This window comes from Tamaricihabitans halophyticus (assembly GCF_004340875.1).
Classification (GTDB): Bacteria; Actinomycetota; Actinomycetes; order Mycobacteriales; family Pseudonocardiaceae; genus Tamaricihabitans; species Tamaricihabitans halophyticus.
Window position 1 is genome coordinate 173,734 of record NZ_SLXQ01000006.1, and the last position, 14,699, is coordinate 188,432.

The 14,699-nt window shown below is 67.4% G+C and carries 10 protein-coding genes; 3 read left to right on the forward strand and 7 right to left on the reverse strand.

Going from position 1 to position 14,699, the window contains the following annotated elements; all coding sequences use genetic code 11:
* Window positions 1–124 precede the first annotated feature (124 nt).
* Together EV191_RS16020 and EV191_RS16025 are read left to right on the forward strand one after the other, a co-directional pair.
* Window positions 125–1,360, forward strand: a complete 1,236-nt coding sequence (locus tag EV191_RS16020; protein WP_243658984.1) for an anhydro-N-acetylmuramic acid kinase — start codon at window positions 125–127, stop codon at window positions 1,358–1,360.
* 10 nt (window positions 1,361–1,370) lie between these two features.
* Entirely contained in the window at window positions 1,371–2,894 is a 1,524-nt protein-coding gene (locus EV191_RS16025) for a sodium:solute symporter (RefSeq protein WP_132877855.1), read from the forward strand.
* A gap of 34 nt (window positions 2,895–2,928) precedes the next feature.
* Here the strand turns inward: EV191_RS16025 and EV191_RS16030 are convergent, their stop codons facing one another.
* The 5 genes from EV191_RS16030 to EV191_RS16050 all read right to left on the reverse strand — a co-directional run bounded on the left by EV191_RS16030 (window position 2,929) and on the right by EV191_RS16050 (window position 10,606).
* Window positions 2,929–3,792 (reverse strand): TetR/AcrR family transcriptional regulator, encoded by an 864-nt coding sequence (locus EV191_RS16030; RefSeq protein ID WP_132877856.1) that lies wholly within the window; start codon window positions 3,790–3,792, stop codon window positions 2,929–2,931.
* Complete coding sequence (locus EV191_RS16035; RefSeq protein WP_207894548.1) at window positions 3,789–5,318, reverse strand: class I adenylate-forming enzyme family protein; 1,530 nt, start codon at window positions 5,316–5,318, stop codon at window positions 3,789–3,791. Before EV191_RS16035 ends, EV191_RS16030 begins: the two co-directional genes overlap by 4 nt.
* Window positions 5,319–5,323: 5 nt before the next feature.
* On the reverse strand, window positions 5,324–6,292 hold the full coding sequence (locus tag EV191_RS16040) for a phosphotriesterase family protein (protein ID WP_132877857.1): 969 nt from the start codon (window positions 6,290–6,292) through the stop codon (window positions 5,324–5,326).
* A 219-nt stretch (window positions 6,293–6,511) separates the two neighbouring features.
* Entirely contained in the window at window positions 6,512–10,141 is a 3,630-nt protein-coding gene (gene smc, locus EV191_RS16045; RefSeq protein WP_132877858.1) for a chromosome segregation protein SMC, read from the reverse strand.
* Between the two features lie 177 nt (window positions 10,142–10,318).
* A complete protein-coding gene (locus EV191_RS16050) occupies window positions 10,319–10,606 on the reverse strand; it encodes an acylphosphatase (protein ID WP_132877859.1) in 288 nt (95 codons plus the stop codon).
* 198 nt (window positions 10,607–10,804) lie between these two features.
* Here EV191_RS16050 and EV191_RS16055 point away from each other — a divergent pair, with 198 nt between their 5' ends.
* Window positions 10,805–11,413: a hypothetical protein gene (locus EV191_RS16055; protein WP_132877860.1), complete on the forward strand. Its 609-nt coding sequence runs from the start codon at window positions 10,805–10,807 to the stop codon at window positions 11,411–11,413.
* Window positions 11,414–11,427: 14 nt separating this feature from the next.
* On the opposite strand, the gene EV191_RS16060 is transcribed toward EV191_RS16055, so the two are convergent.
* Both EV191_RS16060 and EV191_RS16065 read right to left on the reverse strand, forming a co-directional pair.
* Window positions 11,428–12,135: a response regulator gene (locus tag EV191_RS16060; protein WP_424565473.1), complete on the reverse strand. Its 708-nt coding sequence runs from the start codon at window positions 12,133–12,135 to the stop codon at window positions 11,428–11,430.
* Window positions 12,111–14,657: an ATP-binding protein gene (locus EV191_RS16065; RefSeq protein WP_132877862.1), complete on the reverse strand. Its 2,547-nt coding sequence runs from the start codon at window positions 14,655–14,657 to the stop codon at window positions 12,111–12,113. The genes EV191_RS16060 and EV191_RS16065 overlap by 25 nt, the downstream gene beginning before the upstream one ends.
* Window positions 14,658–14,699 lie beyond the last annotated feature (42 nt).

Consider the following 14,699-nt stretch of genomic DNA (forward strand, 5'->3'; position numbering starts at 1 on the left):
GGCGGCAGGTTAAGCGGACACCACGCGGCACCCGAGAGTCAGAGATCAACTCGCAAGTGATCGGTTTGGTTAAGAAATCACACATGCGGTTGCACCCACTAGCCGAGTGGACTAGACCACGGGTGTGACGAAGGCCCCCGTACGCTCGCTTCGGGTGATCGGGTTGCTGTCCGGGACCTCGATCGACGGTATCGATGTGGCCGCGGCGGAACTCGATCTGACCGAAGACACCATCCAGCTAACCCCGCTCGGGTACACCGAACGCCCGTATCCCGCCGAGCTGCGCGCGGCGCTACATGCCGCCCTGCCCCCGGGTGACTGCACGGCCGAACGGCTGTGCCAGTTGGACACCGAAGTCGGGATGGCCTTCGCCGAGGCGGCCAACCAGGGCATCGCGGAACTGGCCGACGGTCGCGCGGATCTCGTCGCTTCCCTCGGGCAGACGCTGCACCACTGGGTGGAAGATGGTCGCTGCCGAGGCACCCTGCAAATCGGCCAGCCGGCCTGGATCGCCGAAGCAACCGGCCTTCCCGTGGTCAGCGACCTACGGGCACGCGATGTCGCCGCGGGCGGACACGGCGCGCCACTGGCCAGCACGCTGGACGCCCTCTGGCTGCGGGAACTCGCCGAGCGGGCCGCGGCGCCGGCCGCCGCGCTGAATATCGGTGGAATCGCGAACATCACCGTGGTCGCGCCCGGCAAGGAACCGCTCGCCTACGACACCGGGCCGGGCAACGCGCTGCTGGACGCCGCCGCGTACCTGGTCACCGATGGCGCCCAGCGCCAGGACACCGGCGGCGAACTGGCCATGCGCGGAAGTACCCGGCAGGATCTGCTCGATTGGCTGCTCGCCGATCCCTACTATGCCGCGCCCGCGCCGAAATCGACCGGCAAGGAGTACTTTCACGCCGAGTACCTGCGGCGCGCGCTGGCCGCGGTACCACCGGTTTCCGATGCCGACCTACTGCGCACCCTGGTCGAACTCACCGCGCGCACGATCGCGGCCGAATGCCAGCGACACGGCGTACGTTCGGTGCTTTCCTCCGGCGGCGGAATGCACAACCCTGCTCTTACCAAGGCGCTGACCGAGTCGTTGGGGGCGATCGAACTGCGCGGTAGTGACGAGCTCGGACTGCCAACCGAGGCGAAGGAGGCCTACCTCACCTCCCTGCTCGGCTGGCTCACCTGGTGTGGTGTGCCGGCCAGCCTGCCGAGCGCGACCGGCGCGCGAGCCGCGCGACTACTCGGCAGCATCACCCCGGGCCGCGTCGCGCTCGCGCCGCCACCCGCCCCGGAACACGAACCACGTCTGCTGCGTGTCTCGCCCGAGCACGCGGCGCAACCCAGCAACGGCCGCTGAGGAGGAGCCCGTGCGCACCCTGGACATCGTCGTCATCGTGCTCTATCTGCTTGCGATGCCGGCCATCGGCATTATGTTGAGCGGCAAGCAACGCAGTTCAAAGGACTACTTCGTCGGCAACCGGCAGATGTCGTGGTGGGTGGTCACGCTTTCGGTGGTCGCCACGGAAACCTCCACGCTCACCGTGATCAGCGTGCCGACCATCGCCTATCTTGGCAATGTCACCTATCTCCAGCTGGCCATCGGTTACCTGATTGGCCGTGTACTGGTGGCTTTCGTGCTGCTGCCGAAGTACTACGCCGGCGGGTTGGTCAGCGCCTACGGCTTCCTCGGTAGCCGGTTCGGCGGCGGGATGCAGGGCACGGCTTCGGTGACCTTCCTGTTCACCAGGTTGCTCGCGGACGGGCTGCGACTGTTCGCGACCGCGATTCCGGTGAAGGTGTTGCTGAACGCGGTGGGCATCGATGCCGCGTACTGGCAGATCGTGGTGGGTATCGCGATCTTCTCGGTGATCTACACGTATGTGGGTGGGATCAAGGCGGTTATCTGGGTGGATGCGATCCAGATGGCGCTCTATGTCGCGGGCGCGATCATCGCAGTGATCTTCCTTGCCACCCAGCTGCCGGACGGTTGGTTCTCCGCCGCGGCCGGCGACGGCAAGTTCCAGATGTTCGAGTTCTCCAGCGATCTGCTCACCGACCAGTACGCCTTCATCACCGCGGTGGTCGGCGGCGCGGTGTTCTCGATGGCCTCGCACGGCGCCGATCAGTTGATGGTGCAGCGACTGCTTGCCTGCAAGAACGTCCGGGACAGCCAGAAAGCGGTGATCGCCAGTGGGGTCGTCGTCTTCATCCAGTTCGCGCTGTTCCTGCTCGTTGGCAGCATGCTCGCGTCGTTCTACAACAACGCTGACCCGGAGTCGCTTGGGCTCGGGCAGGGCGACGAGATCTTCTCGCACTTCATCGTGAACGAGCTGCCGCCGGGTGTTTCCGGGCTGCTGATCGCGGGCATTCTCGCGGCGGCGATGAGCACGATCTCGTCCTCGCTGAACTCGCTGTCCACGTCGACCGTGAGCGATCTGTACAAGCGGTTCACCAAGCGGGAGCTACCGGATGCGACCGTGCTCAAACAGGCGAAGGTGTGGACGCTGATCTGGGCCGGCGTGTTCGTGGTGTTCGCATCCTTCTTCGCGGAGACCACGGCGACCGACGACCCGGTGGTCGAGCTCGCGCTGAGCATCGCCAGCTACACCTACGGCGCGCTGCTCGGCGCGTTCTTCCTGGGACTGCTGGTTCGCAGGGCAAACCAGACGGACGCGATCATCGCGTTCCTGAGCACCATCGCGGTGACGGCGTACTTCGTGTTCGGGGTGACGTTCCTGCCAGAGGGCGCCGAGGAGCCGCTCGGCCTGGCCTTCCCGTGGTACACGCCGCTCGGCGTGATCGTCACACTGGTCGTCGGCGGGCTGCTGTCGCTGCGCCATCCGGCCCAGCCCAAGGAGGCGCCGGCGGAGGAGACCGTGCACAGCTCCTAGCGCTCCCCCTGCCCCGCGCCCCCAACCGCGATCTTTAGGGATCTTGCGGTTGGGGGCGCGGCGTTTCGCGCAGGCCGATGCCGTTCGTCCACAGGCGGGTGAGCGTGCGGATCGCGGTCTCCCGGTCGTGCTTCTCGCCAAAGGTCAGCCAGACTCGCGTCGCATGCCCCACCATCGCGGCCAGCGCATGCCCGGCGTGCTCCGCGTCCAGTTCCGGGTCGACGATCCCGGCTTCCTGCCAGCGCCGCAGGCTGGCCGCGATCCGCTCGGCGAAACCATGGTGCGCGGCCAGTCGAAGCGGCATCAACTCCGGTTGTTCCGCTACCGCCTCGTCCACCCGCAGTACCAGCTGCACGTATCGCTCATAGCCCGCGATATAGCGCCGGATCGCCTGCTCGATCCGCTCGGGAATCCCCGGCCGAACCGACTCGCCGCCTTCCGAATGCAGCGAGCTCGAACCAAGCGACTGGAGCTCGGCGACAACCTGCCGGGTCACCTCCGTAAACACGTCCTGTTTGGACGAAAAGTAGGTGTAGAAAGTACCGACCGAAGTACCCGCGAGTTCGGCGATATCGTTGATCCGCGCCGGATGGTAGCCGTCCCGCTCGATGCACGTCCGGGCCGCGACGAGCAACGCCTGCCGGGTTCGACGCGCCTTACCGGAAAGCCGTTGGCCCGCGGCTTCGCCGGCCTCGGGCGGTTCCGCACCCATGATTTCCCGGTAGGCCCGCTCCTTGGACCCGAAGCGGGCATAGAACCTGGACAGCGATACACCGGCCGCGTTGGCGATACCCGTGACATGCGCATCGGCATAACCGCTCGCGGTGAACAGTTCACGGGCCGCACGCGCGAGCGCATCCTCGCTCGATCGCGCGGCCTCGGCCGGCGTACTCGTCATCGCAGCGGATCACCCCAAGTCACGTCGTCCCGTAACCGCGCCTTCAGTATCTTGCCAGCGGCATTGCGTGGCAGCGGAGTCCCGGACACTGTGAGATATTGCGGCACCTTGAATTCGGCCAGTCGGGCCGCCACATGCGCAACGATCGCGGCCGTGTCCAGCTCGCCCTCGGCGGCGACCAGGACAGCCCCAACCTTCTCGCCCATCACCTCGTCCGGAACACCGAGCACCGCGGCCTCGGCGACGCCGGGGGCGTCCGCGAGCGCGCTCTCCACCTCAACGCTGGAGACGTTCTCGCCGCCCCTGTTGATCAGATCTTTCGCCCTGTCGACGATCGCGACCCTGCCCGCGTCATCCACCCGCACGATATCGCCCGTGCGCAGCCAACCGTCCACAAAGGTATCGGCGTTGTCCCGGTTCCAGTAGCCACGCGTGACATTCGGACCGCGCGCGAGCAGTTCCCCGTGATTCGCATCGTCGATCGGGTCAATCGCCAGATCCACCACGGGCGTGGCGTAACCGACCGAATCCGCATGCTCGGCAACCTCCTCGTTCGGCAGCACGGTGAGCAGCGATGCCGACTCGGTGAGACCGAAACCGTTGCACAGCTTGGCTTCGGGAAACGCCGCGCGCAGCTTGTGCACCAGCGAGGGCGCGATCGGCGCGCCGCCGTAACCCACCCAGCCCACCGTGGACACGTCGGCGGCGGCGAAGGCCGGGTCGTTGATCAGTAGCGCGTACACGGCGGGAACCGTCACCAGGAAGGAAATCCGCTCTTCGGCAAGGCTGCGCAACAACAGGCCACGGTCCAGCGCCGGCATGACGACCGCCGTGCCGCCAATATGCGCGGCCAGCAGAAGCTGCGAGTTGCAGCCGGTGACGTGGAAAAGCGGGACCGATATCAGCGTGCGCAGGCGAGCACCGGAATCAGCGGGAATGCCCGCACATCGAATCATGCTCTCGGCATTACTCAGGAACGCCGCATGCGTGGTCGGCACACCCTTCGGCCTGCCGACCGTGCCCGATGTGTAGAACAACCCCGCGATGTCGTCACCGCGTGGATCGAGCGAATCGAAGGGCTCGCCATCCGGCAGCGGGGTGCCCTCATCCAGATCGACCGACACACCCGCATCGTCAAGCACGAACGCCACTTCGCTCGCGGTGAACCGGGTGTTGACCGCGACCGGTACCCCACCAGCGAACAAGACACCCCAGAACGCCAGTACCCAGTTCACCCCGGCTGGATAGCGCAGCGCTACCCGCTCGCCTGGCGACAGCCCACCAGCTCGCAGGCCGCCCGCGATGCGGCGGGCCCGGTCCGCGAGTTCCCGGTAGGTCAGCCGTTGCCCACCGAGTTCCACGACCGCCTCGACGTCTGCCGAATCGGTGGCGCGTTGGCGTAGTAGCGCCGGCAGCGAGGTGGGCAGCCCGGCGTAGTACGCGATACCGCGCTCATCACGGTGTACGCCCGTGGTGTCGAACGGGTTGCTGGCGCGGGGTATCGCAACGATGCTGTTCGTCGGCATGGCGCTCAGCTCCCCGTTGCGCTGAAGTAGCGCCGCGGGTTGTCCACCAGCATGGTGTCCAGCTGTGGTTCGGTGACGCCCGCGGCGCGTAGCGCCGGCAACACATCGTCGTGGATATGCGTGAAGTGCCAGTTCGGCGCGACCGCTTCGCGGACACCCGGCGGGAACCAGTCGATATGACACGAAGCGTCCTGCGCGAGCACCATCCGGTCAGCGAAGCCTTCCTTGGCCAGCCTGGCGACGGTTGCCACCCGCTGATCGCCAGGCAACAGGATGTCCAAACCGAACCGATCCATGCCCACATAGGACCCGTTGTCGATCAACCTGTGCAGGTAGTCCAGATCCGCGGAGTCTCCACTGTGGCCAATTACCAGGTTCCCCAGGTCAACGCCTTCACGCTGGAACACCTCCTGCGCGGTCAATCCAGTCTGATGAGCCGGGCTGGTGTGCACAGTGATCGGTACGCCAGTGCGGTGATGCGCCTGCGCCACGGCCTTCATCACCCGCTCGACGCCGGGGGTGAGCTCGCTTTCGATCGCGCATTTGAGGAAGGCGGCTTTGATCCCGGTACCGGCGATACCTTCGGTGATGTCCTGGACGAACATGTCGACGAGCTGGTCATCGCCACCGAGCAGCGTGCCCGGACCGTGGAAGTGAAACGCGAACGGGACATCGTTGTAGGTGTACAGGCCGGTTGCCGGGATGATGTTGAGCTCGACCTGCTCGTTGATCCTGGCGATCCGCTCGATATCGCGCCCGAGGCCAAGTACCGTCGGGTCGACGATGGTGCGCACCCCTCGGTCGCGCACCTCGGTCAACCGTGCGATCGCGGCGGCTACCTGCTGTTCCTCGTCCCAGCGCGCCGGATAGTTCCGGCGCAGCTCCTCATCGAGGACGAATACGTGCTCGTGCATCAGCACCGTGCCCAGCTCACCCACCGATACCGGGCCACGCACCGTTTCCACTTGAGTCATCTCGAACTCCCACGTTTGCCGACACTGCCAAACAGAGATCCGCCACACGGCAGAATCAGAACTGTAACTGAGTTCGAGTTCAGTTTCAACGGCAACTAGTGCAGGCGGCAGCGACACGGCCACGATCCGTGACCGCGTTCCGAAGGTTAGCGAGTATGTCGTGGTCGCCGGTGCCCCGGAATCGCAATCTTTAGGGATCTTGCGGGTTTAGGCGGGGTTTCAGGCTGGGGCGGGCTCGGGGTCCGGCTCGGCGACCTGTTCGATCTCCTGGTCCTGCGAACGCATCCGTTGCGAGATGACCTTGCTGATCCCGTCGCCCTGCATGCTCACGCCGTACAGCGCGTCCGCGATCTCCATGGTCGGCTTCTGGTGCGTGATGATGATCAGCTGCGAGGTACCCCGCAGCTGCTCGAGCAAGCCGATCAGGCGGCGCATATTGGTGTCATCCAGCGCGGCCTCGACCTCGTCAAGCACGTAGAACGGCGAAGGCCGGGCACGGAAGATCGCCACCAGCATGGCCACCGCGACCAGGGACTTCTCGCCACCAGAGAGCAGCGAAAGCCGCTTCACCTTCTTGCCAGGCGGCCGGGCCTCCACATCCACCCCAGTGGTCAGCAGGTCCTCCGGCTCGGTCAGCACCAGCCGCCCCTCGCCGCCGGGGAACAGCGCGCTGAACACGACCTCGAACTCGCGCGCGACATCCTCGTAGGCCGTGCTGAACACCTCGAGGATCTTGTCGTCCACCTCTTTGACCACGGTGAGCAGATCGCGCCGGGTCGCCTTGAGGTCCTCGAGCTGAGTGGAGAGGAACTTGTACCGCTCCTCGAGCGCGGCGAACTCCTCGAGTGCCAACGGGTTGACCTTGCCGAGCTGCGCCAGATCCCGCTCGGCACGCTTCGCCCTACGCTCCTGCGCCGCTCGGTCGAACCGCAACGGCTGCGGGCGGGTCACTTCCTCGCCGCGCTCCTTCGCCGCCTCGTACTCGGTCATCTCCAGCTCGGTCGGCGGGATCTCCACATCCGGCCCGTACTCCGCGAGCAGGTCATCCGGCGCCATGCCGAACTCGTCGACGACCTTGGCTTCCAGCTGCTCGATCCGCAACCGCTGCTCGGCGCGCTGCACCTCGTCGCGATGTACCGCGTCGGTCAGCTTTTCCAACTCGCCGCCGAGCTCGCGCACCTTGTTGCGTACCTGGGTCAGCGCCCCCTCGCGCTGTTCCTGTTCGGCCTTGGCGGCATCCCGCTCGGCAACCGCCGAACGCAACGAGACCTCGATCCGCTCCAGCGCGGTTTCGCCACCGTTGACCACGGCCGAAGCCACCGCCGCGCCACGCGCCCGAGCGATCCGCGCCTGCTCGGCCCGCTCCCGCGCCTGCCGCTCGGCCTGCGCGGTACGCCGCAGCTGGTCGGCCTTACCCGCGATCGCGCGGGCTCGCTCCTCAGCGGTGCGCAGCGCCAGCCGGCCGTCCATCTCCTGCTGGCGCACGTCGGTCAGCTCGGCGGAAAGCTCATCGCGGATCGAGGTGTCCGGATCCTCGACCTCGGACTCCTCGCTGGCCACGGACAGCCGCTCCTCCAGCTCGGCCAGCCGGTCAAGCGACTCGGCTCGCGTCGCCTCCAACTTCGTACGCTGCTCGTGCAGCCGCTGCACTTCCGCGCTCGCCGAGCGGGCCGCTTGCTCCAATGAGGACAGTCGTTCGGTGGAGCGCGCCTTACGGACCTTTGCCTCGCCGAGCGCGTCTTTCGCCTGCTGCACGTCGTTCGCCCTTGCCGCCGATTCGGCACGGGCGCCTTCCAGCTCGGCGGCAGTCCGCTCCAGGGTGTACTTCGCGGTATCGAGTCGCTGCCTGGCTTCGTCCACGGCGGCCTGTACCTCGATCACGCTTTCACTGCGCCCCGAACCACCGACGACCCAGTCGGTGCCGAAAACCTCGCCATCCGAGGTGACCGCGCGCACCTCGGGCAACTCGGTGACCAGTTGCCGCGCGGCGGCCAGGTCGGCGACCACCGCGACCCGGTCAAGGGCACGATCCACGGCTGGCCGCAACGCTTCCGGCGCGCGCACCAGTTCGCGTGCCCAGCGCGCACCCGCCGGCAAGCCCGGCCAGCTACCTGGATGTACGGTCGGTACGGCATCGCCGAGCAGCAGCCCGGCACGGCCAGAATCCGCGTCCCGCAACAGTTCGAGCGCGGTTACCGCATCCGCGCCACTGGCCACGGCAACCGCGTCGGCCACCGGCCCGAGTGCGGCGGCCAGCGCGACCTCGGCCCCCGCGTCCACGGTCAGCACGGCGGCCACCGAGCCGAGTAAGCCGGGCAGTCGCTCAGCCTCGGCAAGCAGCGCGCCCGCGCCGTCCTTGCGGTTCAGTCCCATGGAAAGCGCGTCCACCCGCGCCTGCTCCGAGGCGATATCGCGTTCGGTGGCACGCTCGGCCGCCACCAGTTCGGTGACCCTGGCCTCGGCGGTTTTCGCGGCCGTGGTTGCCTGCTCGAGCCAGTCGCGCAGCTCCTGATCGCCCGAGTCCTCGGCACCGGTCTCATCGCGCGCGTCGGCGAGGTCACCATTGGCCTGTTCGGCCCGCTCGGTGGATTCGGCCAGCGCCTCGCTCAACCGCTCGATCTCCTCGGCGGCGGCGCTCGTCTTGCTACGCAACGCCTCGACCTGGCCGCTCAGCTTGGCGACGCCCTCCCTGCGGTCCGCGATCGCCCGCACCGCGGCCATATGTTCCTGCTCGGCCGATTTCAGCCGCTGTTCCAGCTCCGCGCGGTGATTGAGCACCTCGCTGAGCGTGCCGCGGGCCTGCTCGACCGCCTCGTCGAGCTCCGCCTCCTGCTCGGCGACCTCTTCCGCCTCGGCAAGCAGCTCATCGGGATCGCGCTCCCCGGTGGTGGTCTCGACTTCCGCGGAAAGATGCCGCTGGCGTTCCACGGCCAGCCGCACGGTGCCGCGTAGCCGCTCGGCAAGCGCGGAGAGCCGGTACCAGGTGTCCTGCGCGGTGTTCAGCCGAGGCGCGTCCGCGGCAAGCTGTGCCTCGAGTTCGTTCTGCATCGCCTGCGCCTGTTGCAGTGCCTGCTCGACCTCGGCGCGGCGGGCCCGCGCGGCCGATTCGTCGGCCTCTTCCTTGGCCAGATCCCTGCGCCTCGTCTGCAGGTCGTCGGCGAGCAGCCGAAGCCGCGCATCCCGTAGTTCGGACTGCACGACCTGTGCTTTACGGGCGATTTCCGCCTGTTTGCCAAGCGGCTTGAGCTGGCGGCGCAGTTCCCCGGTGAGGTCGGTGAGCCTGGCCAGGTTGGCCTGCATCGCATCCAGCTTCCGCAGCGCCTTTTCCTTGCGCTTGCGGTGTTTCAGCACACCGGCGGCTTCTTCGATGAAGGCCCTGCGACCCTCCGGCTTGGACTCCAGGATCTGACTGAGCTGTCCCTGCCCAACGATCACATGCATTTCCCGACCGATACCCGAATCGGAAAGCAACTCCTGGACATCCATCAGCCGGCAGCCGTTGCCGTTGATCTCGTACTCGCTGGCGCCGTCCCGGAACATCCGGCGGGTGATGGAGACCTCGGTGTAGTCGATCGGCAGCGCGCCGTCCGAGTTGTCGATGGTCAGCGCGACCTCGGCACGGCCGAGCGGGGCACGCCCCGCGGTGCCGGCGAAGATGACGTCTTCCATCTTGCCGCCGCGCAGGTCCTTGGCACCCTGGGTGCCCATCACCCAACGCAGCGCGTCCAGCACATTGGACTTTCCGGACCCGTTCGGACCGACCACACAGGTAATACCCGGCTCGAAACGGAGCGTGGTGGCCGAAGCGAAGGACTTGAATCCCTTCAGCGTCAGGCTCTTCAAGTGCACGAGGCTGAGTCCTCCTGGGCCGATCGGTGCTGCGCAATCGGCGACGGCTACAAGTGCCCTGCGCGGGCTTGATCCGAGCAAGCCTACCCGCGGGTTCACACCGCACGCGCGCGACAGGCCGGATGACGTGCAACAGACCACACGCACCCAGGTGGGACAGGGCCCCGCGCCGCCGCACTACCGCTCGACGAAGCCGGTGAGCCCACCGCGAGCAGGTAGCCAGCGATCGACGACCAGGTCCACTCGCCCGGGTGAGTCGCCCGAGCGCAGCGCTGCCAACAGTTGTTCGCACCGTGCCCGCGCGCCTTCCGCGATCACCTCGACCCGGCCATCCGGCAGGTTTCGAGCGCTACCGACCAGGCCGAGTTCCAACCCTCGGGACCGCGTCCACCAGCGAAAACCGACACCCTGTACCTGCCCGTGCACCCACGCCTGCAATCGAGCGTGCTCCTGCGGATCACTCACGCGCCCATGGTGCCCTACCACCAACCGAGGCACCCGGGAGAACAAGCTTCTAACAGTGTGTAACCAAGTTGTGGTAGCCCTTTACCGAAGGCCAGCCAGAAGTGGTAACTTTGCCGGCCGTGTCCGGGTGTCATCATCCCCGAATCCCCGACCCAGATGGCATTGCTCTACGCACCGGGCGCTGAACAAGGAGACGGCATGTCCGACCCCAGCGATTCGACCGCCACCGGTTCCTCCGCGCCGCCGACCAACTCGCCACGCAGCGGCATCGCCATGCTCGCGGCGAGCGGCCTGGTCATCGCCACCGCGTTCGCCTCGATCGCGACGCTGGCGAACGGCACCGATTCGCAAGCCCAACCGCCCGGCCCGAACCGTCCAGGTGGCACCGAATACACCGTAACGACGGAAGACCCGGACGCCCGGAACGTCACCGCGCGGGATGGCCGCGGCGGCCCCGGCGCCGCGCCGGAAACGGTGGTGCTCACTGGCCCGGACGGCAAGCAGACGACCACGACGGTCCCGCCTCGCGAACAACAGGACGCGGCGGACAGAACGGGCAATGGGGGCGGTGCGGCGGATCCCGCACGGCCGGGCGGCCCCGGCACCGAGCCAGGCGGTCCGCAGAACCCGCCGCCCGGTACGCCGCCGCCGGACGGCGACCCGACATCCGAGCCACCGCCGTCCTCGAGCGAACCGCCACCGTCCTCGAGTGAACCGCCGCCCTCGTCCAGCCAACCGCCCCCGTCGTCCACATCGGACGTACCGCCGTCCTCGGACACGTCGTCATCCAGCGTGACGCCGCGCTGACTCAGGACACGAGCTCAGACCTCGAAGCGATAGCCCATACCCGGTTCGGTGATGAAGTGCACCGGCCGGGAGGGCTCGCACTCCAGCTTCCGGCGCAACTGTGCCATGTAGACCCTGAGGTAGTGGTATTCCCCGTCATAGGCGGGACCCCACACGTCGTGCAGTAACTGCTTCTGCGCGACCAGCCGTCCCTGGTTGCGCACCAGCACTTCCAGCATCGCCCATTCGGTTTTCGTCAGGTGCACCTCAACCCCGTCGCGTTGCACCTTTTTCGCCGCCAGGTCGATGCTGAAGGCATCCGTGGTGATCACCGGATCAGCGGGCGTGGAACTCACCGTCGCCGAACGCCGCACCGCCGCGCGTAGCCTGGCGAGCAGTTCATCCATCCCGAACGGCTTGGTGACATAGTCGTCCGCGCCCGCGTCCAGCGCGACCACCTTGTCCGCCGAATCACCCCGCGCGGACAGCACGATGATCGGAATGCTGCTCCACCCGCGCAACCCGGCGATCACTTCGCTGCCATCGATATCCGGCAGGCCGAGATCGAGCACCACTACGTCCGGTTTGGTCTCCGCGGCCGCACGCAGCGCACTGGCCCCGTCATGTGCGCTCACCACGTGGTATCCGCGCGCGGAGAGATTGATCCGCAAGGCGCGGACGATATGTGGCTCGTCATCCACCACGAGCACCGTGGTCGTCACGCTCGCTCCCTTGTCACCGATTTCTCCTCTGCTGGTAAGGAAATCACGATCGTCAGGCCGCCCCCCGGGGTGTCCTCGGCACGAATCGTGCCGCCCATCGCCTCGGTGAAGCCCTTCGCCACGGACAGCCCGAGTCCGACTCCGGCTGTCGCGTTGCGGTCGCCGAGCCGCTGAAACGGGGCGAAGGCGGAATCCGCCGCATCCTTGGGCAGTCCCTTACCGTGGTCGGCCACCCGCAGCTCGACGTGGTGCGCGTACTCACTCGCCCGCACCGACACCGGATCAACCCCCATACCGCTGCCGTGTCGCAACGCGTTGTCCACCACGTTGGCGATTACCCGCTCGAGCAGGCCAGGATCGGCGAGTACCGCGGGCAACCGATCGTCCACATCGACCACCACTGCCCGCGCACCATCCACACTAGACAAAGCACGGGAGACGACATCGTCGAAACCAACCGCGCGCAGCTGGGTACGCACCGTTCCGGTAGCCAGCCTCGACGAATCGAGCAGGTTGTCCACCAGCCCGGAGAGATGGTCAGCCGACTCCTCGACCGTCGCGAGTAGATCGTCGGTGTCCTGCGCGGAGAGCGAGAGTTCGGTGTCGCGCAGGCTGCCAACCGCGGCCTTGATCGAGGTAAGCGGGGTACGCAGATCGTGCCCAACCGCGGAAAGCAGGGCGGTACGCAGTTCGGTCGCCTCGGCCTGCCGTTTGGCTTCCGCTGCCTCGGCCGCCATCCGCTGCTGGCGCAGGGCTAGCAACGCTTGACCGGCGGCCGCCTCGAGCACCCTCCGGTCTTCGGCGGGCAACGGTCGCCCGGACAGCGCCAGCCGCACCTCGGCGGTCACCGGAACGTCCACATCGGCGTCGTCCGGATTCGTACACGGCGCCGTCCCCGCGGCCGCCACCTGACGCCAGTGGCCGTCCCACCGTTCCAGCAAGCTGACCGCGTCCAGCGCGAAGTTCTCCCGTACCTGCTCGAGCAGGCGGTCAACCGGCTGCTCGTAGGTGAGCACGGTCCGCGCGTAGGAAGCGAGCAACGCCGCCTCAGTCCTGGCGTTCGCGGCTTGCCGCGCGCGATGCGACGCACGATCCACCACCAGCGCGACGGTGACCGCGGCGATGAGCATCGCGACGACGGTCACGACGTCCTGCCGGGAGTCGATCCCAACGTCCTGGTACGGCGAGGTAAAGAAGTAGGTCAGGGCGAACACGCTGCACGCCGCGGCGAACAGCGCCGGCCACAGCCCGCCGATCAACACCACGACAATGACGCTGAGGAAGTAACCGACCACGTCAGTGGACAGGATGAGGTCCGCCGTAGCGCCGGCGTAGGTCGTCGCCGCCGGCAGCAGTACCGCGAGCAACCAGGCGAGCAGGGTCCGCGTCCGCGCCAGCCCCCTACTGACCAGCAACTGCCGTAGCCGGCTGCCGGATTCCGCATGGGTGACCATATGCACGTCGATCGGGCCGGAACGCTGTACCACGCTCGCGCCGATGCCCTCGTCGAAGAGGCGGGCGAACCGGGAGCGGCGCGAGGTGCCGAGTACCAGCTGGGTCGCGTTCGCGCCGCGGGCGAAGTCCAGCAGCGCGGTCGGTACGTCCTCGCCGACGACGGTGTGAAAGCTGGCCCCGACATCGTCCGCGAGCTTGCGCAGCTTCAACCCCGTCTGCGGGCGCACGCCAGCGAGTCCATCGCCGCGCAGCACGTGCAGCACAAGCAGTTCGCCGCCGGCCCGGGTAGCGATCCGGCTCCCCCTGCGGATCAGGGTTTCACTTTCCGGGCCGCCGGTGATGGCCACGACCACCCGCTCGCGTGCCTCCCAGGTATCGGTGATGTGTTTTTCCTGGCGGTAGCGCTGTAGCGCCACATCCACCTGATCGGCGACCCAGAGCAGGGCGAGTTCGCGGAGCGCGGTGAGGTTGCCGGCCCGAAAGTAGTTGCTGAGCGCGGCGTCGATCTTGCTCGCCGGGTAGACGTTGCCGTGCGCCAGCCGCCTGCGCAGCGCTTCCGGCGTGATGTCCACCAGCTCGACCTGTTCGGCGTTGCGGACGACCTCGTCGGGCACGGTCTCCCGTTGCCTGATCCCGGTGATCCGCTCGACCACGTCGTTCAGGCTCTCCAGATGCTGAACGTTCACAGTGGACAGCACGGTGATCCCGGCTTCGAGTAGTTCCTCGATGTCCTGCCAGCGCTTCACGTTCCGGGAACCCGGCACATTGGTATGCGCGAGCTCGTCCACGACGACGACCTCCGGCGCGCGGGCGAGTACCGCGTCGGTATCCAGCTCGGCGAATTCCTGTCCCCGGTAGCTCAGCCGCGCTACCGGCACGGCCGCCAGCCCGTCCAGCATCGCCGCGGTCTTGACCCGGCCATAGGTTTCCACCAGACCGACCACCACATCGGTGCCCCGGTCGGCCCGCCGGCGCGCCTCGCCGAGCATCGCGTAGGTCTTGCCCACGCCCGGCGCCGCGCCGAGGTAGATACGCAACTGCCCTCGGCGCGGCTTACCTTCCTCAGCCACCTGCCCCACGTTGTCCATGGTGCTCCCTACTCACCAGCCTCGCGCACGCTCGACGGTCGT

What these genes read in the sequence shown, in the direction of transcription:
- EV191_RS16055 (WP_132877860.1), top strand. Translation starts at nt 10,805, where the DNA reads ATGTCCGACCCCAGCGATTCGACCGCCACCGGTTCCTCCGCGCCGCCG.
- EV191_RS16035 (WP_207894548.1), bottom strand. Translation starts at nt 5,318, where the DNA reads ATGCCGACGAACAGCATCGTTGCGATACCCCGCGCCAGCAACCCGTTC.
- EV191_RS16040 (WP_132877857.1), bottom strand. Translation starts at nt 6,292, where the DNA reads ATGACTCAAGTGGAAACGGTGCGTGGCCCGGTATCGGTGGGTGAGCTG.
- EV191_RS16030 (WP_132877856.1), bottom strand. Translation starts at nt 3,792, where the DNA reads ATGACGAGTACGCCGGCCGAGGCCGCGCGATCGAGCGAGGATGCGCTC.
- EV191_RS16065 (WP_132877862.1), bottom strand. Translation starts at nt 14,657, where the DNA reads ATGGACAACGTGGGGCAGGTGGCTGAGGAAGGTAAGCCGCGCCGAGGG.